This window comes from Dolomitihabitans soli, assembly GCF_022213955.1.
Classification (GTDB): Bacteria; Actinomycetota; Actinomycetes; order Streptosporangiales; family Streptosporangiaceae; genus Streptosporangium_A; species Streptosporangium_A soli.
This window is the reverse complement of the sequence record NZ_JAKNTW010000008.1, coordinates 111,032-132,395: the sequence shown is the minus strand read 5'-3', so window position 1 is coordinate 132,395 and position 21,364 is coordinate 111,032. Positions and strand designations below refer to the sequence as shown.

18 protein-coding genes and 1 pseudogene are annotated in these 21,364 nt (G+C 70.8%); 11 read left to right on the top strand and 8 right to left on the bottom strand.

Annotation, left to right across the window (positions count from 1 at the left end; all coding sequences use genetic code 11):
* Positions 1-16: 16 nt before the first annotated feature.
* On the top strand, positions 17-832 hold the full coding sequence (locus MBA17_RS18310; RefSeq protein ID WP_238497706.1) for a GNAT family N-acetyltransferase: 816 nt from the start codon (positions 17-19) through the stop codon (positions 830-832).
* A gap of 40 nt (positions 833-872) precedes the next feature.
* Here MBA17_RS18310 and MBA17_RS18305 read toward each other — a convergent pair whose 3' ends face one another.
* Both MBA17_RS18305 and MBA17_RS18300 read right to left on the bottom strand, forming a co-directional pair.
* Positions 873-1,880 carry an S-adenosylmethionine:tRNA ribosyltransferase-isomerase gene (locus MBA17_RS18305; RefSeq protein WP_238497705.1) on the bottom strand — a complete coding sequence of 336 codons (1,008 nt, stop codon included), beginning with the start codon at positions 1,878-1,880 and terminating at the stop codon, positions 873-875.
* Positions 1,880-2,533 (bottom strand): SDR family NAD(P)-dependent oxidoreductase, encoded by a 654-nt coding sequence (locus MBA17_RS18300; protein WP_238497704.1) that lies wholly within the window; start codon positions 2,531-2,533, stop codon positions 1,880-1,882. The genes MBA17_RS18305 and MBA17_RS18300 overlap by 1 nt, the downstream gene beginning before the upstream one ends.
* A 92-nt stretch (positions 2,534-2,625) precedes the next feature.
* On the opposite strand from MBA17_RS18300, the gene MBA17_RS18295 reads away from it, so the two are divergent.
* The 3 genes from MBA17_RS18295 to MBA17_RS18285 all read left to right on the top strand — a co-directional run bounded on the left by MBA17_RS18295 (position 2,626) and on the right by MBA17_RS18285 (position 8,232).
* Positions 2,626-3,771, top strand: a complete 1,146-nt coding sequence (locus MBA17_RS18295; protein ID WP_238497703.1) for a GAF domain-containing sensor histidine kinase — start codon at positions 2,626-2,628, stop codon at positions 3,769-3,771.
* On the top strand, positions 3,768-4,382 hold the full coding sequence (locus MBA17_RS18290) for a response regulator (protein WP_238497702.1): 615 nt from the start codon (positions 3,768-3,770) through the stop codon (positions 4,380-4,382). Before MBA17_RS18295 ends, MBA17_RS18290 begins: the two co-directional genes overlap by 4 nt.
* A gap of 211 nt (positions 4,383-4,593) precedes the next feature.
* Positions 4,594-8,232, top strand: a complete 3,639-nt coding sequence (locus MBA17_RS18285) for a WD40 repeat domain-containing serine/threonine protein kinase (RefSeq protein ID WP_238497701.1) — start codon at positions 4,594-4,596, stop codon at positions 8,230-8,232.
* A gap of 435 nt (positions 8,233-8,667) precedes the next feature.
* On the opposite strand, the gene MBA17_RS18280 is transcribed toward MBA17_RS18285, so the two are convergent.
* Complete coding sequence (locus tag MBA17_RS18280; RefSeq protein WP_238497700.1) at positions 8,668-9,060, bottom strand: MerR family transcriptional regulator; 393 nt, start codon at positions 9,058-9,060, stop codon at positions 8,668-8,670.
* Between the two features lie 180 nt (positions 9,061-9,240).
* Between MBA17_RS18280 and MBA17_RS18275 the strand changes: the two genes are divergently transcribed.
* From MBA17_RS18275 to MBA17_RS18260, 4 genes and pseudogenes are all read left to right on the top strand, one after another.
* Positions 9,241-10,179, top strand: coding sequence for an alpha/beta hydrolase family protein (locus tag MBA17_RS18275; protein ID WP_238497699.1), 939 nt, complete (start codon positions 9,241-9,243; stop codon positions 10,177-10,179).
* Positions 10,180-10,503: 324 nt separating this feature from the next.
* Positions 10,504-11,652 (top strand): C45 family autoproteolytic acyltransferase/hydrolase, encoded by a 1,149-nt coding sequence (locus tag MBA17_RS18270; protein ID WP_238497698.1) that lies wholly within the window; start codon positions 10,504-10,506, stop codon positions 11,650-11,652.
* 56 nt (positions 11,653-11,708) lie between these two features.
* Positions 11,709-12,014 (top strand): annotated as a pseudogene (locus tag MBA17_RS18265) (MFS transporter); the annotation flags it as partial.
* Between the two features lie 47 nt (positions 12,015-12,061).
* A complete protein-coding gene (locus MBA17_RS18260; RefSeq protein WP_238497696.1) occupies positions 12,062-12,580 on the top strand; it encodes an MFS transporter in 519 nt (172 codons plus the stop codon).
* A 337-nt stretch (positions 12,581-12,917) separates the two neighbouring features.
* Here the strand turns inward: MBA17_RS18260 and MBA17_RS18255 are convergent, their stop codons facing one another.
* Positions 12,918-13,958, bottom strand: a complete 1,041-nt coding sequence (locus tag MBA17_RS18255) for a hypothetical protein (RefSeq protein WP_238498015.1) — start codon at positions 13,956-13,958, stop codon at positions 12,918-12,920.
* Between the two features lie 66 nt (positions 13,959-14,024).
* Here MBA17_RS18255 and MBA17_RS18250 point away from each other — a divergent pair, with 66 nt between their 5' ends.
* The 3 genes from MBA17_RS18250 to MBA17_RS18240 all read left to right on the top strand — a co-directional run bounded on the left by MBA17_RS18250 (position 14,025) and on the right by MBA17_RS18240 (position 16,652).
* Positions 14,025-14,819, top strand: a complete 795-nt coding sequence (locus tag MBA17_RS18250; RefSeq protein WP_238497695.1) for an ABC transporter ATP-binding protein — start codon at positions 14,025-14,027, stop codon at positions 14,817-14,819.
* Positions 14,820-14,912: 93 nt separating this feature from the next.
* Entirely contained in the window at positions 14,913-15,830 is a 918-nt protein-coding gene (locus tag MBA17_RS18245) for an SPFH domain-containing protein (protein ID WP_238497694.1), read from the top strand.
* Positions 15,831-15,899: 69 nt separating this feature from the next.
* Positions 15,900-16,652, top strand: coding sequence for a sulfite exporter TauE/SafE family protein (locus tag MBA17_RS18240; RefSeq protein WP_238497693.1), 753 nt, complete (start codon positions 15,900-15,902; stop codon positions 16,650-16,652).
* A 69-nt stretch (positions 16,653-16,721) separates the two neighbouring features.
* Here MBA17_RS18240 and MBA17_RS18235 read toward each other — a convergent pair whose 3' ends face one another.
* The 4 genes from MBA17_RS18235 to MBA17_RS18220 form a co-directional block, all read right to left on the bottom strand.
* Entirely contained in the window at positions 16,722-18,128 is a 1,407-nt protein-coding gene (locus tag MBA17_RS18235) for a sensor histidine kinase (RefSeq protein ID WP_238497692.1), read from the bottom strand.
* The gene (locus tag MBA17_RS18230; RefSeq protein ID WP_238497691.1) at positions 18,125-19,783 is read right to left on the bottom strand and encodes an NAD(P)/FAD-dependent oxidoreductase; all 1,659 of its coding nucleotides are present in this window, start codon (positions 19,781-19,783) and stop codon (positions 18,125-18,127) included. The genes MBA17_RS18235 and MBA17_RS18230 overlap by 4 nt, the downstream gene beginning before the upstream one ends.
* A 13-nt stretch (positions 19,784-19,796) precedes the next feature.
* Positions 19,797-20,672: a Rieske (2Fe-2S) protein gene (locus MBA17_RS18225; protein WP_238497690.1), complete on the bottom strand. Its 876-nt coding sequence runs from the start codon at positions 20,670-20,672 to the stop codon at positions 19,797-19,799.
* A 98-nt stretch (positions 20,673-20,770) separates the two neighbouring features.
* Positions 20,771-21,361 (bottom strand): HD domain-containing protein, encoded by a 591-nt coding sequence (locus MBA17_RS18220; RefSeq protein WP_238497689.1) that lies wholly within the window; start codon positions 21,359-21,361, stop codon positions 20,771-20,773.
* Positions 21,362-21,364: the final 3 nt, after the last annotated feature.

The following is a 21,364-nucleotide window of genomic DNA, read 5'->3' as shown; positions in this document are numbered from 1 at the left end:
GGGAGGGCAGCCGCCGATGACGATCAGTCCCGAGCGTCGCCTGGACGGCGCGGTCATCGCCGACGAGCGGGGCCGCTACCGGGTGAGCCTGGCGCGTACGGCCGCCGACGTGCAGGAAGGGCAGCGGCTGCGCTACCGGGTGTTCGCCGGGGAACTGGGCGCCCGGCTCGACTCGCCGGTGACCGGAGTGGACGCCGACCGGTTCGACGCCTACTGCGATCACCTCCTGGTCAGGGAGGCCGCCACGGGGGAGGTCGTGGGCACCTACCGGCTGCTCGCCCCGGGTAGCTCGGACACGCTCTACAGCGAGACCGAGTTCGATCTCGGCCCGTTGCGCGCCATCAGGAAGGGGCTGGTCGAGGCCGGGCGGTCGTGTGTCCATCCCGACCACCGGGGCGGCACGGTGCTGGGCCTGATGTGGGCGGGTATCGCCAGATACATGGTGACGGGCGGGCACACCCACCTGGCGGGTTGTTACGCGGTGCCGCTGCGCGACGGGGGCGCGCGGGCGGCGGCGGTCCACGATCGGCTGGCCGGGCACCTCGCGCCGCGGGAGCACCGTGTCGTGCCGCACCGTCCCTGGCACGACGGCGGGGTCGGGCGGCCGAAGAGGTTCGCCATGCCCTCGCTGCTCCGCGGCTACCTGCGGCTCGGCGCGTGGGTGTGCGGCGCTCCCGCCCACGATCCCGACTTCGGCAGCGCCGACTTCTTCGTCCTGCTGCCCCTCGCGAACGTGGACGTCCGTTACCTCAGGAAGTTCCTGAACACCCCCGCTCGAACCGCCCTCGACCCGCCCGCCCGCTCCTCGCGTGAGGAGCGGGCTGCACGGTGACCGCGAGCTGTGCAGCTCGCGCGCGCGCCGTACGGCGCGCTCAGGAGGTGAGGATGAGGTGGGTGTCACCGAACTCGTGCCACAGGTACCCCGCGCGGAGGGCTTCTTCGTAGGAGCGGGAGACGAGGTCGTCGCCGCCGATCGCGGTCAGCATCATCAGGTGGCTGGAGAGCGGCTCGTGGAAGCCGGTGACCAGCCCCGTCACCGCCCGGACCCCGCCCGCCGGGGTGACCACGTGGGAGGTCCAGCCACTCCCCGGCGCGACCCGGCCGGTCCCGACGGCGGCCGTCTCCAGGGCGCGCACCACCGTGGTGCCCACCGCCACGACCCGCCCGCCGCCGGCCCTGGCCAGGTTGACCTGCCGCGCGGTGGCCGCGGGGACGGAGTAACGCTCGCGGTGCGGCGGCTCGTCCTTCTCCGGTGAGGCCACGCCCGTGTGCAGGGTGATCGGCGCGATGCCCACGCCACGGGCCACCAGCGCGGTGACCAGTTCGGTGCTGAACGGGCGGCCCGCGCTCGGCATCTCGGCGCTGCCCGGAACCGTGGAGAACACCGTCTGGTAGTCGTCGAGCGGCCAGTCCCGATCGACGTAGGAGTAGCGGATCGGCACGCCGTACCGCCGGAGGTACGGCACGACCTCCCGGTCGAGCCGGGCCCGCCACAGCCGGGGCGTCTCCCGCTCGTCCAGCCGCAGCGTCGCGCCTCCCGGTAACGGAAGCCACTCACCGGCCGCCCCTCCGTCGTACGGCACGGTCCCCGAGAGGGTACGGCGGCGCAGCTCGACCACCCAGTCGCCGTCCTCGTGCTCGGTGGAGAAGTGCACGGCGAGCCGGTCGAGCAGGACCGCGGCGGGCAGGGTCGCCGAGTTGTTCACCACCACCAGATCGCCGGGGTCGAGCAGACCGGGAAGGTCGGTGAACCGGCCGTGGACGATCTCACCGGACCCGGCCCGCGAGACCATCAGCCGTACGGCGTCGCGTGCCAGGCCGCGTGCCTCCGGCGGTTCGTGCGCCTCGTGCACCGGGGGGAGGGCGAAGTCGAGGCTCATCAGTGGACCAGCCTTCCACTCACGGGACGGTTGTCGAGCAGCCGCAGAATGGTCGGCACGACGGTCTCGGGATGAGGCGCGCCGCCCGCCTCCGCCGCGCCGATGGCTCCGGCCAGCATCCGGGTGTTCATCTCGCCCGGATCCAGCCACCAGACCGCGACCTCGGGCTCTTCGATGGCCAGCACGTTGGAGAGCTGATCGAGGGCCGCCTTGGTCGCGCCGTAACCGCCCCACCCCTCGTACGGCTCGACCGCCGCGTCGGAGGTGATGTTGACGATGGCCCCCTTCCGGGCGCGCAGCGCGGGGAGCGCCCCCTGGACGAGCGCGAGGGGGGCGAGCACGTTGGCTTCGAAGAGCCCGGCCAGCTCCGCCAGCGGATAGTCGGCGAGCGGTGGCAGCGGGGTCGCGCCGAGCCCGCTGGCATTGTTCACCAGCAGGTCGAGTTCCGGTACGGCCCGGATGAGGCGGTCGCGGTGCGCCGGGTCGGTCACGTCGCCCGGCAGCACGGTCGCGCCGAGCTCGTGGCCCACCCGGTTCAGGTCGTCGGCGCCGCGTGCGGTGAGGACGAGATTCCAGCCCCGCCCCGCCAGGGCACGGGCCAGGGCCAGGCCGAGTCCGCGGGAGGCGCCGGTGATGAGTGCGGTGCTAGTCATGGCACCGACGCTACGAACGCGGCGGCAGCCGTACATCGGGCCACGGGCCGGGGGCGTGTGGGTAAAACGGCCTAGGACCTAAGGTGAGGTTTGTGACGTTCGAGCCTGTTTCCGGCGCGGCGACCGAGCAGGAGAAGGTCCTGCACGCGGTCAGCTCGGCCGTGCTCGCGGTCACCAGGCATCTGTCGGTGCGCGAGGTGCTGCAGGTCATCGTACGTTCGGCGCAGCAACTGCTCGACGCGCGCTACGCGGCGCTCGGGGTGCCGGACGACGAGGGGGCCTTCGCCGAGTTCGTCGCGGAGGGCATCACCGACGAGGAGTGGGACGCCATCGGGCCGACCCCCCGCCAGCACGGCATGCTCGGCGCGCTGCTCAGGGATGGCAGCGCGGTACGACTGCCCGACATCCGCAGGGACCCCAGGTTCGAGTACTGGCCCCGGGCCCATCCCGTGCTCAAGGACTTCATCGGGGTGCCGATCCGCGACGGCGAGCAGGTGCTCGGCATCATCTTCCTGTCGAACAAGCGCACGCCCGGCGGTTTCACCCCGGCCGACGAGGAACTCCTCACGCTGTTCGCGGCGCACGCGGCGATCGCCCTCACCAACGCCAGGCTGTACGAGCGCGGGCGTGAGCTGGCCATGATCGAGGAGCGCACCCGGGTCGCCCGCGACCTGCACGACGCGGTCACCCAGAAGCTGTTCTCGCTTCGCCTCACCGCGCAGGCCGCCGCCGCGCTCCTCGGCCCCGACCCCGCCAGGGCCGCCGTCGAACTCGACCGCGTGCAGCGGCTCGCCGGGGAGGCGCTGTCCGAGCTGCGGGCCGTGATCGTGGAGCTGCGCCCCGCCGAGCTCGACCGGCACGGCCTGGCCGAGACCCTCCGCAAGCACGTGGACCTGCTCGACCGTCTGCATCCCGCCAAGGTCGGCTTCACCGGTTCGGCCCCCGAGGAGTTGGAGCCCGAGGTCGAGGTGGCGGTCCTCCGCGTCGCTCAGGAGGCGCTGCACAACGCGCTGCGCCACTCCGGCGGCCCTGCCGTCCAGGTGAGACTGGCGATGGAGGAGAGTGGGCTGGTGCTCGAAGTGACCGACGACGGCAGCGGCTTCGACCCGGCCGCCGTCTCCGGCCGGGGGCTCGGCCTTCCCTCGATGGAGGACCGGGCCGGATCCGTCGGCGGCGTCATCCAGGTGTCCTCACGTCCCGGCGAGGGGACCACCGTGCGTCTGGTGGTGCGCCCATGATCAGTGTCGTGATCGCCGACGACCACCCCGTCGTACGGCAGGGCCTGCGCACGTTCCTCGACCTCCAGGACGACGTCACCGTGGTCGGCGAGGCGGCGGACGGGGCCGAGGCGGTCGAACTGGTGGCCTCGCTCGCGCCCGACCTGTTGCTGCTCGACCTGAAGATGCCGGTTCTGGACGGGCGGGCCACGCTGGCCAGGCTGGCCGCGCGCGGGCTCGCCGTACGGGTGCTGGTCCTGACGTCCGTGAGCGACCGGGGGGATGTGGCTCCCGCGATGCGGGCCGGCGCGGTGGGGTTCCTCTACAAGGACATCGATCCCGGTGCGCTGGTCGCGGCGATCAGGGCCGTGGCGGACGGGCAGGTGCTGCTCGCGCCGGAGGCCGCGGAGGCGATGCTGGCCGTCCCGCTGCCCGTCGCGGGGCCGCTGACCGACCGGGAGCGCGAGGTGCTGAAGCTGATCGCCGCCGGGCGGTCCAACCGGGAGATCGCCAGGGATCTGTCGGTGGCGGAGAAGACGGTCAAGACGCACGTGTCCAACGTCCTGATGAAACTCGGTGTCCAGGACCGGACCCAGGCCGCGCTCTACGCGGTACGTCACGACCTGGCCTGACCCTTTCCGGCCGGGATCTGTCGCCGCTGTCATGATCGATGAGCACCCCGTAACGATCACTTCAGATCGTGATCGATCCGTCAGAATCGAGAGCCCGGAGACGACCTTCGTGGGATCCTGACCGGCGTATTGTGTGGACCCACCACAAGTACGTCGGGTCTCCGCTTTACCGTGAATACTCGCGATCCCGGCCCTGCCGGAGGAGGTGCGCATGCCGCTCGCCCCATCCACCGGGACGCGGGACCCCGATGCGCTCGGTGGCTATCACGTCTCCCGGCGTCTCGGAGCGGGACGCCAGGGTGTCATCTACGCGGCCGAGGCCCCGGACGGCTCCGCCGTGGCGGTCAAGCTGCTCCACCCGCGGTTCCGCCTCGCCGACGAAGGCCCCGAGCGCTTCCTCGCCGCCCTCGACGCGCTGCGCGGAGCCGAGCATCCGCGCATCGCCAACGTGCTCGACGCCGGAGCCCACGACGGCAGGCCGTACGTGGTCAGCACGTTCGCGGACGGTTTCCCGCTGTCCACCAACCTGTCGGGGAGGCGGCTGGCCTCGCTGGTCCGAGGTACGGCCCGCGCCCTCGCGTCCCTGCACGCCGACGGGGTGATCCACCGCGACCTCAAGCCGGGCAACATCGTGCTCGGCGTCGACGGGCCGTGGCTGCTCGACGCCGGGATCGCCGGGGCGCTGGAGGCCTCCGCGACGGTGTTCAGCGCGACGATCGGGACTCCCGAGTACATGTCGCCGGAGCAGATCGCCGGGGACCGGGTCGATGCCGCGACCGACGTCTTCAGCTGGGCCGCGACCATGGCGTTCGCGGCGACCGGCCGGGTGCCGTTCTCGGCGGGGTCCTCCGGGCGGGATCCGTTCGACGATTCGGTGCCGGCGGTATTGAGCCGCGTTTATGCGGATATGCCGGATTTATCGGATGTTCCGGCGGGGTTGCGGCGGTTGCTTGAGCGGTGCCTGGCCAAGTCGCCCGAGGATCGTCCCGGGTTCCCGGAGATCCTCTCGCTGCTTCCCTCGCGGCGGCCGCGGAAGAAGGTCGATCCGGCCGTCGCCGAGGCCCGGCGGGCGTCGCTGGTCGTCCTCGCCGACGATCCCCCGGCCGGCCCACGTCCCGACGACGCGTCTTCCTCCTCCTCCCCCGACAGCCCTCGGGGCGAAGCCCGTTCGGTGCCGCCTGTCGCCGCGGCGTCGGCCGAGGTGGGCTCGCTGGAGGATGGCGGAGCGGTTCGCGGGAGTGAAGCAGCAGGCCAGGAGTCTGCGGTTGCTTCGGAGGGCTCGAAGTCGGCGGGCGATTCGGCCGGTGAAGGGTCGGCGTCGTCGCAGGATTCGGCGATCCCCGTCGACTCGACGCCGTCGCACGACCCGGCCGACGACGAGGTGACGTCACACGACGCGGCACCCTCAGATACGCCGGTGCCTTCGGGTGGCGCGGTGTCCTTGGATGTGTCGGTGCCTTCGAGTGGCGCGGTGGCTTCGGGTGGCGCGGTGGCTTCGGATGGGCCGGTGCCTTCCGATGGGTCGGCGCCTTTGGATGCGTCGGTGTCTTCGAGCGACGCGGTGTCCTTGGATGTGTCGGTGTCTTCGAGTGGCGCGGTGCCTTCGGATGGGTCGGTGCCCTTGGATGCGCCGGTGTCTCCGAGCGACGTGGTGCGTTCGGGCGTGCCGGTGCCCCCGGGTGACGCGGTGTCCTCGGACGTGTCGGGGTCTTCGGATGCGTCAGTATCTCCAAGGGACGCGGTGCGTTCGGGTGCGGAGTCTTTGGGTGACGCGGTGTCCTTGGGGCGGTCGTCCTCGGACGGTCCGGTGCTGCCAGGGCCCTCGGACGTGCCGGTGCCCGCTGCGGACCGAGCGATCGATGATGACCAGGAGATCGACGGTGTGGCGGCCTCGCAGGACGGCTCGCCTTCCGCCACCGACCCGGCCGTGACCGCCGCGGCCTCAGTCGACAGGGATTCGACCGACAGGGGTTCGGTCGGCAGGGATTCGGTTGGGACGGCGTCCAAGGAGGCGGCTCTCACCGACGGCGGGCCGGCGGACGCGCGTACGACAGTCGGCGCCGCGGGGACGCTCACGACGGCCGAGGCTGCGGCTGCGGGAATGAGGGCCAGGACCGGAGGCACTGTGACCGCCGGGCCTGTGACCGCCGGGCCTGGAGACACCCCTGTGACCGTCGGGTCTGGGGATGCCGATAGGACCATCAGGGCTGAAGAGACCCAGGCGGATGGGCGGCCTAAGGACGCCGATGCGACCGCTGGGCCTGGGAAGGCCGATGCGACCGCTGGGCCCGAGAAGGCCGATGCGACCGCCGGGCCTGGAGGTACTGCGGCGGCCAGGGCTGGAGACGCGCGTGCGACCGCCAGGTCTGGGGAGGCGCGTGCGACCGCCCGGACTTCGGCGGATGCGGCCCCGGTCGCCAGGGCTCCCAGGACTGCCGGAGGTTCCGCCGGTAGGGCCAAGGTGCGGGCGGCGGGCTCGGGACTGATCGCCGCGGGCGCTCAAGGGGGTCGTACGGCCACGCCGGAGGTGCGAGGTCCGGCGGAAGAGGAGGAGTCGCTCGTCGGAGGGACCATCCGGCCGGTCGGCACCGTTCGGCGAGGGAAGGCCGGGCGGCGGGTTCTGGTGGGGATCGGGCTGGCGGCGGCGGTGGCGGCCCCGGCCTGGCTGGTGTTCGGGGGAGCGGACGGCGACGGCGCGCGTCCGGTCGCCACGGTGGGCATCGTCACCCAGGCCGGAGTCGACGAAGGGACGACGACCGGAGGGCCGGAGGCCGGGCCTCGGGTCACCCACGGGACCGGGAACGCGGACCCCGGCACGGAGAAGGATCGCGCCGCGTCCGGGGAGAACGGCGTGGCGACCTCGGAGACGAAGGCTCCGGTCGCCGGAGAGAACGGCTGGCTGGGCTACGGCTACCGGGTCCGCTCGGTGGGAGCCGGGGCCGAGGTCCGGGCCCTGGCGGTGGCCAAGGTCGGGAAGCGGCACATCGTGGTTTCAGGGGACAGGGGCGGAAGGGTACGACTGTGGGACCTGGCGACCGGGAAGGCGGTCGGCAGGCCGTTCAAGGGGCACAAGGGGGCCGTTGAGGCGGTCGGGACCACCACGCTCGGGAAGAAGAAGGTCGCGGTGACCGGGGGCAGGGACGGCACCGTACGAATCTGGGATCTGAAGACCCGGAAGGCGATCGGCAAGCCGTACAAGGCGCGGGGCGGCGCGGTCTCGGCGCTGGCGGTCGTCGGCCGGAACAGGGTCGCGGTGGCGACGGCGAACGAGAAGATCAGCTTCGTCGATCTCAAGAGACGGCGCGCCGTCGGACGTTCACTGCGCGGGCACAAGGCGGCCATCACCTGGCTGGCGGCGGGCAAGCGCGACGGCAAGACGTATCTGGCGTCCGGCAGCAGGGACGAGACCGCCCGGATCTGGGATCCCGTACGGCGGCGCGCGATCGGCAAGCCGTACCGCGCGCACACCCGGCCGGTGGAGACGCTGGTGACCGGCATCCTGGGCGGGCGGCTGGTCGTGGCGTCGGCCGGGCAGGAGAAGGCGATCCGGGTATGGGACGCCGGCACGCGCAAAGCCGCGCGGAAACCGATCGGCGGGCCGAAGGGCACGATCCACGCACTGGGCGTGATCGAGGTCGCGGGCCGGGAAACCCTGGTGGCGGGCGGCTCCGACGGCATGCTCCGGGCCTGGGACCTGGAGACGGGCAAGCTCAGAGGCAAGATCGATGACGCGCACCCAGGCTCGGCCACCGTGCTGCTGCCCCACGTCGACGCCGACGGCCGCCTGATGCTCATCTCCGCAGGCCCCGAAAAGACCCTCCGCATCTGGCGCTTCGGTGCACTGACCTGACCGCCCCGCTCCGCCCCGCCGACCTTCCTGACCCCGCTCCGCCCCCACCCGCCCAGGGCAGGGGCGTCACCGTTCACGAGTTGCTGCGCGAGGCCGGGGTCGACATCGAGGATGGCGTGGACCTCACCCCGGCGTCCTGCACCCCGCCGCGGGCGCGTGCGGGGCGGTTCAAGGATCCGCTGATCGACCGCTACTACGCCGAGCAGGCGCGGCGGGGCTCGTTTATCCGGGCGCGACCTGGGCGAGGATCGGCTGCGCGAGTACGCCGACGGCGAGCGCATCGCCAAGGAGTTGTGCCGCAGCGGCACGCAGAGGTTCTCGGTGCCCCTCGAAGGCCGTGGCGCCCTCTGTTCCAGAGCACCGCGAACGGACTGGACGACGTCATCCCCCATCTTCCCGAGCTTCTTGATCACCACGGAGGGTAGCGTCGCTGACCTACGCCGGAGCGGTCGATGCCGGGCCGGGCTGGCAGGGGGTACCGGTGTCCATGGATGCGGAGGCGCTGGCGATGACCGAGTCGAGCCTGTCTCGGGTGTGCGTGAGATCGACGATGTGCTGGTCGATGTGACCGCGCTCCACAGCCAGGCGGTCGAGGAGTTCGGGTGTGGCCTTGCCGTCGATGACGCATGGCGTGAGCTCGGCGATGGTCTTGCTCGACAGGCCAGCGGTGAACAGCTCTCGGACCAGGAGAATCCGGGCTACCGCGGTTTCGGGGTAGTGGCGCTGGCCGGTGTTGCTGCGCTCGGCCGTGAGAAGGTTCTGCTCCTCGTAGTACCGCAGGGCCCGGGTGCTGACGCCTGTGCGGCGGGCGAGTTCCCCAATGCGCATTCCGAGCTCCATGTGATCTACGCCACAACGACTTGCCTTTGACGTCGACGTCAAGTTTTAGCGTAGCTGACATGACCCCGGGGCTTTTCGCCCGATGCGTCATGGATCAACGCCGGACGCATCCTCAACCTCAAGATCACCTGACCCGCCACCCGCACCACATCGGAAAGAAGCACGCACGTGACCACCCACCAGGCGACCGGCCTCACCGGCCCCGCTCCCACCCCGACCGTGACGGTCAAGCCGATCGTGCTGCCCGCCCCCCAGCGCGGCCAGGACCTGCACGTACGCGTTTCCGCACCGCTCACTGGCACACGCCTGCCGATCGTGCTCTTCGCACACGGATTCGGGTCCGACCTGGACGGCTACGCGCCGCTGGTCGACCACTGGGCCTCTCATGGCTTCGTGGTGATCCAAGCCACGCATCTCGACTCCAAGCGGGTCGCCATCGCCGCGGACGACTCCCGCAGGCCCCACCTGTGGCGCTACCGCGTGCAGGACATGAAGCGCATCCTGGATGAGCTCAAGCCGCTGGAGGCATCCGTGCCCGGCCTGTCCGGCCGGGTCGACCACAGCCGCATCGTCGCAGCGGGCCACTCCTTCGGAGGCCAGACCGCGGGCATCCTGGTAGGTCTGCGCGTCACCGACCCCCAGACCGGCACCGCCGATGACCTGTCCGACTCCCGGGTCATGGCCGGCATCCAACTGGCCACGGCCGGCAAGGGCGGCGACGAACTGACCCCTTTCGCCCACGAGAACCTTCCCTGGCTCCGCGACCAGGACTTCTCTCACATCACCGCCCCCGGACTGGTGGTCGCCGGCGACAAGGACGATCTCCCGCTCACCACCCGAGGACCCGCCTGGACAAGCGACCCCTACACCCTCAGCCGCGGTAACAAGAGCCTGCTCACCGTCTACGGCGGCGAGCACTTCCTTGGCGGCATCTCCGGCTACCGGGCAGCAGAGACCACCGACGAGGACCCCAGCCGCGTCGCCCTCGTCCAGCAGGTCACCCTCGCCTACCTACGCCACATCACCGGCATCGACCACACCGACTGGCAGATGGCCCGGTCCGTCCTCGCCGAGGCCCACGCGCTGGGGCGGCTGGACAGCAAGTGACCGTCGGCGGTTGAAATATCACGCCTTCGTCCGCCCAGCGACCCCCCGTAGGATCAACGCGGGCCGGCACTAGGTCCTGCGGCTAAAGAGGTCGAACAAGCTCAGAGGAACTCACGGGATACCGCACACCAATTCCAGCGCTGCGATGGCGCTCAGTGCCAAGCGACGCGAGAACGGGCTCTGACTCACTCTCGATGATCTCGGCGACGCACTCGCAGCGGCCGGTGTCCCGCGGGACCTGCGCACCGCCGCTGACGACCTGCCGGGGGACACCGTCAGCGGTTGGTGCGTGACCGGTCAGCACCCCTGAGCAGCATTGCGGCCATGAACGAACTTTCCATCGTGGCCGGTGGCCGCGACGACTTCATGACCGTTCGGCACCTGGTCGTCCGGGGTGACCACACGTCGATCGGCGCGGTGCTGGCCGAGGAGGCCCGCGACGGCGCCGGATGGGTGCCCACCAAGATCGACCCCGTGATCAACCGGGCGCGCTGGACGTGGTTCGAGCGCAACTGGCCGCAGCAGTATGCGCGCATATCGGGGGCGGCCAGGGCGCTCGGGGTCGACCCGGATGACGACAGGCTCTGTCTCGACGGAATGCCCACACTGCCGTCGGGTTCCGGCTGCTCGGCGGTGTGGTGCCCGCCGGAGATGGCCGCCGACGGTCGTGGCCGGGTGGCCCGCAACTACGACCTCTTCACGCTCAGCGAGCAGGCCCTCGTGGCCATGGCCACAGGTGGCGACCCAGCGGCGGCCGGCGGGCTGCCCATGGCATCGCGTCCCTACGTGGTCACGATGTACCCCGACGACGGGCTCGCCTCGACGGCTCTCACGATGTCGGAGCTGGACGGGTGCACCGAGGGCATCAACGAGGCCGGGCTGTCTGTCGTCCTGCTGCTCGCGGAGGTCGCGGACAACGAACCGCCCACCATGCCGATCGGTCCTCAGGTCGGGCTCAACGTCACGCAGGTCCCCCGCTTCCTGCTCGACACGTGCGAGAACGTCGAACAGGCCAAGCAGGCACTGCTCGGCGCCAAGCACTACAACCAGGGCGTACCGTGCCACTATCTCGTCGCCGATGCCTCGGGCAAGGCGTTCGTGTGGGAGCGAGGCCGCGCCGACACCGAGCACATCCTGACTGCGGCCGGCGGCGCGCTGTGCGCCACCAACCACCTGCTGCACGCCTACCCCGATGTCGACGACCTGCCGCCGGACACCGAGCAGTCGTTCCACACCTACGCCCGCGCCCGCACACTCGCCAAGCACACCACCGGGCAACTGTCCGCCCACACGCTACGGGACACCCTTGACGCGGTGGCGATGCGGGCCGTGCCCGAGGAACCGTGGCGGACCATGTGGCGGAGCGTGTTCGACGTCGCCGACCGCACCATGACCACCCGCTTCTACTTGGGCGACGGCGAGTACGGCACGGCCCGCTACTCCGCCGAGGTCACCTTCGGGGCCACCAGGTGAGTGCTGCCGCCGGGCCGAGGCAGTGGCTGGGTCTCGCGATTCTGCTGCTGCCCGGCATGCTCGTGTCGATGGACATGTCGGTGCTGTTCTTCGCTCTGCCGTTCCTGGCCGCCGACCTCGAACCGACGAGCGCGCAGCAGCTGTGGATCGCCGATGTGTACGGGTTCCTGCTCGCCGGGCTGCTGATCACGATGGGTGCCCTGGGCGATCGGATCGGGCGCCGGCGGCTACTGCTCATAGGGGCGGCGGCGTTCGGGGTCGCCTCGATCGTCGCCGCCTACTCGACGAGCGCTCCGATGCTGATCGCGGCACGGGCGCTGCTGGGCGTCGGCGGCGCCACCCTCGCACCGTCGACCCTGGCGCGCTGGTTCTCGCGGCCGGCGGGCTCGCACTGATCACCGGGGTGCGCGTGGACGGGGGCCTGGCGATCCTGGTGATCGGCAGCCTGGCCATGGCCGCGGGTGTCGGCGCGGTTGTCGCGCTCGCCACGGACCTGGTGGTGGCCAGTGCGCCGGCGGAGCGGGCGGGCAGCGCCTCGGCGCTGTCAGAGACCGGCACCGAGTTCGGCGGTGCCCTGGGAATGGCGGTCCTCGGAAGCGTCGGTGTGGCGGTGTACCGGGCGGAACTCACCGACACCATGCCCGCCGGCCTGGCACCGGACACGGCCGACGCCGCCCGCGACACCCTCGGCGGCGCCGCGGCCGCGGCGGCCGACCTGCCGCAGGAGACCGGCGCGCGGCTGATCGAAGCAGCGAACGCGGCCTACGTATCCGGCGTGCACGTCACCGCGATGATCGGGGCGGCGGTGCTGCTGGTCGCCGCGATACTCGCGGCGAGGCTGCTGCGGCACGTTCCCCGCATCATCCCGGAGCGGGTGACCCGCCTTAACCAGGGTCCTCTCCCGAACGTGGCCCCAGCCCCAAGGTAGCTCTGAGGTAGATCACGATTGCGGTTCGTGATCTTCACGAGTCGTGAATACCGAAACTGAAGACGTAGTACTAAGGAATAACCCCGGAGTTCCTGCAGGAACTCCGGGGTTATTCCTTATAACGGCGCCGACCACCATCGCCTCCAGGCCGCCAGGGACTGAGAACCAGCGGAGACGGCCGGCGGGCGAGCCGAAACGGCGGCCGGCACCCACACCTGAGAAGCGTTGACCCCACCGGCCCTCGCCACTTACGGCGAGGGGGTCTGGAGCGGGCTTGCCGTACGACAGCCGCCTACGGCGGGGGTCTGGAGCGGGCTTGCCGTACGAACAGCTTCGATTATGGGCTGATGATCGCGTGGTGCGCGGCGACGCGGGCGCGGCGGACGGCGCGGTCGAGGTCGCGGAGGGCCTGGCTGCGGGCGGTGATCTGGGCGGAGGTCAGACCGCGGTCGTCGGTGAGGCGGAGTACGGAGGCGAGGCGGGCGGAGAGCACGGCCACGCGGTGGGCGCGGCCGGGGTAGCCGGGGGCGAGGGCGCCGTCGACGGTGGCGATCGCCGAGCCAGGGTGGGCGGGGCGGGGCCCGTCGATGGACATCAGGGCGTCGGTGGCGGAGCGCATCGCGGAGGTGAGCTCGTGTTCGGCCTCGGCGAGGGAGGGGAGGTCGGGGGTGGCCTCCGCGGTCCGCAGCGCCGTCCACCGGGTGCCGACGTAGGAGGAGCCACGCCGGTCGGGGGCAGGGATGAGGCCGATGCACCGGCCGGGAAGCACGGCTATCGCGGCCTCACCGGCGTCGATGGCGGCGGAGTTGAAGGAGGGCGGTCCGGTGAGCCCCAGCGGGTCGCCGGCCGTGGGCAGCGCAAGCCTGAGCGCCCGCAGACCTTCCACCCTCAGGTCGGCCAGGAACCGCCGCAGCGGCATCTCCTCCGTCACCCCGGAGCCGGCGTCCGCACCCAGCCCGAACCCGGAGCCGGACGAACCGGACCCGAGGCCGGCGCCCAGGTCGTGGCCCAGGTCGGGGCCCAGAGAGGAGCCCAGGTCGGAGCCCAGGCCGGTGTCGAGACCAGAAATGTCGAAACCAGAACCAGAACCAGACCCGGGACCAGCACCAGGACCAGCACCAGCACCAGGACCAGCACCAGACCCGGGACCAGACCCGGGACCAGACCCGGGACCGGGACCAGATCCGGGATCGGCGGCGCCGAGGTCCGAGCCCGAGGCGGGGCCCGAAAAGAGGTCGAGGGAGGGGGGAAGGGCGATGACGGCGGGGCCCGCCGTACGCTCGATGTGGTCGGCGGCCTCGTCGAGGCCGACATGGCCGGTGAGCCAGGCGTTGCCCCAGCAGACCAGCACCGTCGAGATCGGTGAATCAACGTGCACCGATCCACGATATGCGGTCAAGCTGCAATAGGTTTTAGCTGAGCAACATGTGAGGGGTGATCAGGGATGGGCGGTCAGGTGCTTCGCCTGGCGGATGTCGCGGTCCGCAGAGATGGTGCCGCCCTGTTGCGGGGCGTCGACTGGGCTGTCGGTGCGGACGAGCGCTGGGTGGTGATCGGCCCCAACGGCGCGGGAAAGACCACGTTGCTGCAGGTGGCGGGTGCGTTGCTGTATCCGACCGAGGGCGTGGCGGAGATCCTCGGGGAGCGGCTCGGGCAGACCGACGTCCTGGAGTTGCGCACCCGCATCGGGTTGGCCAGTACAGCGCTGGCGGAACGGGTGCCTCCTGAGGAGAAGGTCATCGATCTGGTGCTCACCGCGTCGTACGCCGTGCTGGGGCGGTGGACCGAGGAGTACGACTCGAGCGATGTCACCCGGGCGGTGGAGCTGATCGACCAGCTCGGCTGCGCGCACCTGATCCGGCGGCGCTTCAACACCCTGTCGGAGGGGGAGCGGAAGCGGGCGCAGATCGCCCGCGCGCTGATGCCCGACCCGGAGCTGCTGCTGCTCGACGAGCCGGCCGCAGGGCTCGACCTGGGCGGCAGGGAGGATCTGGTGCGTCGTCTGTCGGGGCTGGCGCACGATCCGAAGGCGCCGACGATGGTGCTGGTCACCCACCACGTGGAGGAGGTGCCGAGCGGCTTCACCCACGCGATGCTGCTGCGGCATGGTTCGGTGGTGGCGCAGGGGCCGATCGACTACGTGATGACGGCCGACAATCTTTCGACGACGTTCAACATCCCCCTCACCCTCGATCGCGGCAGTGACGGCCGCTGGTATGCCCGGACACACCAGTTGTAGGCGTGTCATCCGCCCCTAACGGGATAGTAAAGAGAAAACCACATAGCATTTCGGCCAGCTTCGACACATCAGGTCAAGGACATAGGGGCCGGAATGGCAATGGAGCAGCTGATCGCCGCCATCGTCGTGGTGGCGATCGCCGGGTTCGCGCTGGCCCGCACGATCAGGATCATCCCCCAGGCCACGGCGGGCATCGTGGAGCGGCTGGGCCGCTACCACCGCACGCTCGGCCCGGGTCTCAACCTGGTCGTGCCGTTCATCGATCGGATCAAGGACCTGACGGACCTGCGGGAGCGGGTCGTGTCGTTCCCGCCGCAGTCGGTGATCACCTCTGACAACCTCGTCGTCTCCATCGACACCATCCTCTACTTCCAGGTGACCGACCCCAAGGCGGCGACCTACGAGGTCGCCGGCGTCCTGGCCGGGGTGGAGCACCTCGTCGTCACGACCCTGCGAAACGTGGTGGGCGGCATGGACGTGGAGCGCACGCTCGCCTCCCGCGAGGAGATCAACGCCACCCTCCGCACGGACCTTGAGGAGGCCACCCGCAAGTGGGGCATCAGGGTGAACCGGGTGGAACTCAAGTCCATCGATCCGCCCGCCTCGATCCAGGAGTCGATGGAGAAGGAGATGCGGGCGGGACGTGACAAGCGGGCGGCGGTGCTTCAGGCGGAGGGGCTCAAGGAGGCCGCGATCCTCACCGCCGACGGTGAGAAGCAGGCGGCCCTGCTGAAGGCGCGCGGCGAGGCCGAGGCGGTGGTGCTGCGCGCCCAGGCGGAGGCCGAGGCGCACACCATGCGGGCCAAGGGCGAGGCCGACGCGATCTCGATCGTCTTCAAGGCCATCCATGACGGCAAGCCCGACCAGCGGCTGCTCGCCTACCAGTACCTCCGGACGCTGCCCGAGATCGCCAAGGGCGACGCGAACAAGGTGTGGATCGTCCCGTCGGAGATGGGCAGGGCGCTGACCAACCTCGGCGGACTCTTCACGCCACCCGAAGACGAGTCGTAGGCCACCCGAGGACGAGTCGCAGACGGCCGACCCCTACCATCAGGCGAAAGCCGTACAAGGGGTGGGGATTTGACGCCGTGGGAGGCGGTCGCGGTGTGCGCGGCCGGAGTCGGGGCCGGTGCGATCAATGCGGTTGTCGGGTCGGGATCGTTGATCACCTTTCCCACGTTGCTCGCCATGGGCTACCCGCCGATCGTCGCGAACGTGTCGAACAACGTGGGAATGGTGCCCGGTGGGATCACCGGTGTGCTCGGCTACCGTGCCGAGCTCAAGGGTCAGCGGGACAGGCTGATCCGGCTGGGGGCGGGCTCGGTCGCGGGCTCGCTGATCGGCGGGTTGCTGCTGCTCAACCTGCCGGAGTCCGCGTTCCAGTTCATCGTGCCGATCCTGATCGGGCTCGCCTGCGTGCTGGTGGTGGTGCAGCCGTGGCTCAACCGCAAACTGGCCGAGCGCAGGGAGTTCGCTCATCCGCACGGCGGGCCCTGGCTGTGGCTCGGGGTGCTGGGCGCGGGGATGTACGGGGGATACTTCGGGGCGGCGCAGGGGGTGGTGCTGATCGGGTTGCTCGGCAGCTTCCTCGACGACGACCTGCAGCAGGTCAACGCGGCCAAGAACGTGCTGTCCCTGCTGGTCAACGCGACGGCCGCGGTGCTGTTCGTGTTCGTCGCACCGCTCGACTGGCTGGCCGTGCTGATGGTCGCGCTCGGCACCATGGTGGGCGGTTACCTCGGCGCGCGGGTCGGGCGCAGGCTGCCCGCGCCGGCGCTGCGCGCGTTCATCGTCGTCATCGGCGTGCTGGCGATCATCAACCTGGTCTGGTGAGGCCGGGTGGTCCTCAGTCGATCTGGTGAGGCCGGGCGGTCGATCTGGTCCGTGCGGCCGGGGCGGTCCTCAGTCGGTCGAGGTGAACGGCAGGAGCACCCGGAACGTGGTGTGTCCCGGAAGCGATTCCACCCGGATGTCCCCGTGGTGCTTGTTGACCACGATGCGGTAGGAGATGTCCAGCCCGAGGCCGGTGCCCTCGCCGACGGGCTTGGTGGTGAAGAACGGTTCGAAGATCCGTGGCCGGACCGTCTCGGGGATCCCGGGGCCGGTGTCGCCCACCTCGACCACGAGGGTGTCGCCGTCGCGTGCGGTTCGCAGGGTGAGGGTGCCGCTCTCGCCCATCGCGCCGACGGCGTTGTCGATCAGGTTGGTCCACACCTGGTTGAGCTCGGCGGCGTAGGCCTGGATGGTGGGCAGCGAGCGGTCGTACTCCTTGACCGTGCGCACCCCCCGCGGGATCTTCGCCTGCATCATCTGCAGGGTGGCGTCGAGCAGGTCGTGCACGTTGACGGTCTGGAACGGGGTCCGGTCGAGCTGGGAGTACTGCTTGGCCGCCGAGACGAGCCCGGAGATCCTGGTGGCCGCGTCGTCGATCTCGCCCATCAGCAGCTCGGTGTCGATCGTGTAGGTGAGCCAGCGGATCGCCGACTCCAGGTTCTCCGCGCCGACAGCCGTGATCACCTTGTCCAGCCATCCGGTGTCGATCCCGCCCGCGACGAGCGTGGGGGCGAGATCCCAGCCGCCGGTCACGCCGTGCTCGTCGAGCCAGTCGGTCAGCACGTCCTCGGCGTCGGAGGTGGCCAGGGCCGACAGCTCGGGTGCCGAGGCGGCCAGCTTGACGGCCGCCTCCTGGAGTTCGACCAGGTCGTGCAGGCGGCTGCCGTCGAGCCGCCCGTCCGCGATCATGGCGAGTTTGTGGCGCATCCCCGCGACCCGGTCGCGCAGCACGGACGTGGCCCGTACGGCGGCGGCGGCCGGGTTGTTCAGCTCATGGGTCAGCCCGGCCGACAGGGAGCCGAGCGCGATCAGCCGTTCCCGCTCACTGACGATCGTCTGGGTGGCCCGCATGCCGAAGAACAACCCTTCGAGCAGGTGCATCGCCATCGGGAACCAGGTGCGCATCGAGGTCGCCATGACGTCGGCGGGCAGCAGGAACAACTCGCAGTCGGTGATCGCGTGCAGCGAGTTGGGGTAGATCTGGTCGACCTGGTCACCGAGGTACGCCTGGGTGGCGCCCGCGTAGACGCTGCGCTGCTCGGTGCGGTTGACCTCGATCTCTTCGCCGCGGATCAGCCGGGTGAGCGAGACGGTGCCGCTCACCAGCACGTAGAAACAGGTGGCCGGTTCGCCCTCGCGGTAGACGACGGTGCCGGCCTCCTGGCGTTCCACCCTGCCGTGCTCGGCGAACGTGGCGAGCTGGTCGTCGTCGAGCGACTCGAACAGGAACAGGGTGCGCAGCTCGTCGGGGGTCATTGCGCCTCCAGGTAGCGATGGATCAGCGAGACCGCCATCGCGCCCTCGCCGACCGCGGAGGCGACTCGTTTCACCGAGTCGGCCCGCACGTCGCCGGCGGCGAAGACACCGGGCATGCTGCACTCAAGGTGGTAGGGGTCGCGCGGCAGCGTCCACCCGCTGGGCCGGCGGCCGTCGGCCAGCAGGTCGGGGCCGGTGAGCACGAATCCGCGCCGGTCGCGGGCCACCACGTCGTCGAGCCAGTCGGTACGCGGCTCGGCCCCGATGAAGATGAACAGCCACGACGTCTCGATGGTCCGTTCCTCGCCCGACCGGGGGTCGCGCAGCACGAGCCGTTCCAGGTGGTCCCCGCCCTCGGCGGCGGTGACCTCGGTGTGCGGGTGCACCTCGATGGTGTCGATGTTCTCGATCTGCTCCACGAGGTACTGCGACATGGAACGGCGCAGGTCGTCTCCCCTGATGAGGAGGTGCACCCGCCTGGCGTACCGGGCGAAGTGGACGGCGGCCTGCCCGGCGGAGTTGGCGCCGCCGACGAGGTAGACCTCCTGGTCGGCGCAGCTCGGCGCCTCGGTCGAGGCCGAGCCGTAGAAGACGCCGCGGCCGGTCAGCGACTCCAGGCCGGGGGCCTCCAGCCGCCGGTAGGACACGCCGGTCGCCAGCACCACCGTGTGCGCGGCGATGGTGGTGCCGTCGCCGAAGCGGAGCAGCCGGGTGGAGCCGCCGGACTCCAGCCCGACGACCTCGCGGGTGGTCAGCAGTTCGGCGCCGAACCGGAGCGCCTGCCGTCTGGCCCGGTCGGTGAGCTGGGCACCGGAGACGCCGTCGGGGAAGCCCAGGTAGTTCTCGATCCTGCTGCTCTGGCCCGCCTGCCCGCCGGTGGCCCGTTGCTCGACGAGTACGGTCCGCAGCCCTTCCGACGCGCCGTACACCGCCGCTCCGAGGCCGGCGGGGCCCGCGCCGACGACGACGAGGTCGTAGAAGTCGGCCGCGGGGGTGGTGCTCAGGCCGATGTGCGCGGCGAGGTCGGCGGGGCTCGGCGCGGTCAGCGTCTTCCCGTCGGGAGTGATCACCACGGGCAGTTCGTCGGGGCCCAGCCCGGCGGCGGACAGCAGCCGGTCGCCTTCCGCCTCGTCCGCCAGCAGCCACCGGTAGGGCACCAGGTTGCGAGCCAGGAAGTCGCGCACCTTGAAGGACGGCGCGGACCAGCGATGCCCGATGACCCGGACCTCGTCGGCCGCCGCGTCGGGGCTGGAGAGCCAGGATTCGAGCAGGCCGTCGACCACCGGGTAGAGCTTCTCCTCCGGCGGGTTCCACGGCTTGAGCAGGTAGTGGTCCAGATCGACGAGGTTGATCGCGTTGATGGCCGCGTCGGTGTCGGCGTAGGCGGTCAGCAGCACCCGCCTCGCCATGGGGAAGAGGTCCATCGCCGCTTCGAGGAACTGGATGCCGTTCATCTGCGGCATCCGGTAGTCGGCGAGCAGGACGGCTACTTGCTCGCCTCTCAGTTTGATCTCCCGCAGCGCCTCGAGGGCGGCCTCGCCGGAGTCGGCGCGCACGACACGGTAACGCTCGCCGTATCTACGACGGACGTCACGGGCGACGGCCCTGGACACGGCCGGGTCGTCGTCGACGGTCAGGATCGCCGGGTTTGCCATAGAAATACTGTAATCACTGAATGCGATGTGCCGGCCGTACCTGGATGATGCCGTCGCGGCGCACGCGGGTCTCGAACGAGGGCTGGGGTGCGGTGGCCGGGCCGTGCACGACCGCGCCGTCGGCCAGGCGGAAGGTGCTGCCGTGCCACGGGCAGACCACGCAGGCCACGCCGTCCTCGCTGATCAGCCTGCCCTGGTGGAGCGGGCCGGCCAGGTGGGAGCAGCCGTCGGCGAGCACGGTCACGCCGTCGCCTGAGCGCAGCACGAGCAGGTCGATGTAGCCGAGCCGGCGGGTGACCGGGCGGCCGTGCGGCAGGTCCTTGAGGTCGCACAGGTTGTGCCAGCCGAGCGGTACCAGGTGGGTGACCGATTCGGCGTGGTTGGCGCCGGCGGCCTGCCGGTAGGCGAGATGGCCGCCGAGATAGCCGCCGAGGCCGGCGGCGCCGAGGCCGGCGAAGCCCAGCGCCCTGCCGCCCGCCTCGCGGCCGGTGAGCCGTAGCAGGAGCGAGCCCGTGTAGAAGGCGAGCGCGCTCATGTTGGCGATCGCGTGGACGAAGCCGACGCGTTGCTGTTCGATGTGCAGCGCCGACCAGTCGGTGATGCCGGCCGCGGCGGTCGGTGCGGCCGCGACGATGCCGGTCGCGAGCACGGTGCGCGCCGCGCGGGGATCGGAACGGGTCACGTCGAGTATGGCCGTCGCCATCCAGCAGCCGAGGCTGAAAGTGGCCAGGGGTGGATGGGCCGGTTTGCCGGTGGGCACGCCGTGCAGCAGATCGCGGAGCTTGCCGGGTTTGATGGTCTTACGGATGGCTTTGGCCAGGGCGCGGATCGGCCGATCCATTCCGGTAGAGCGCTCCAGCCGGTCGGTGAGGTCAGTGGTGGGCAGCATCTCCTTGAGTGAGCGCCGCCCCGTCTTTACTTGCTCCTCCACCATTCGCCCCCCTCTCACATATGGGCCCTACCCGGACGAATCGGATGGGAACACCCTTATGAGGATAGGTGGCCGCGGCCCACCGACAACTCGACGAGGCGGACGGCGTACTCACCGAGCGCGGGCGACCCCTCTTCGATGATCTTCACCTTCTCCAGCACCTGCCGGGCGGTGATCTTGTGCAACGGCCAGGTGCCGCCGTCGTTCCGGTGATTGGCGAGGATGGGCGCGAACCGGTCGAGCGCCTTGGCGAAGCGCGCCTCAGGCGTACGACGCTCCTCGAACTCGTCCCACAGCGCGCGCAGGCGGACGCCCTGGTCGGCGGGGAGCAGGCCGAAGATGCGGTCGGCGGCGGCGCGCTCCGCCTCGACCTGGGCGGCCACCGCCACCGGGTCGTAGATGAAGGTGTCGCCGGCGTCGATCTCGACGAGGTCGTGGACCAGCAGCATCGCCACCACCCGGTCGAGGTCGGTCCCCGGTGGAGCGTGCTCGCCCAGGACCATCGCGAGCATCCCGACATACCAGGAGTGCTCGGCGTCGTTCTCCCGGCGCGACCCGTCCATCAGGTTGTTGCGGCGGATCACGCGCTTGAGCTTGTCGATTTCCAGGGCGAACTCGATCTGGGCCGGCAGTCGCGGGTCAGTCACCCG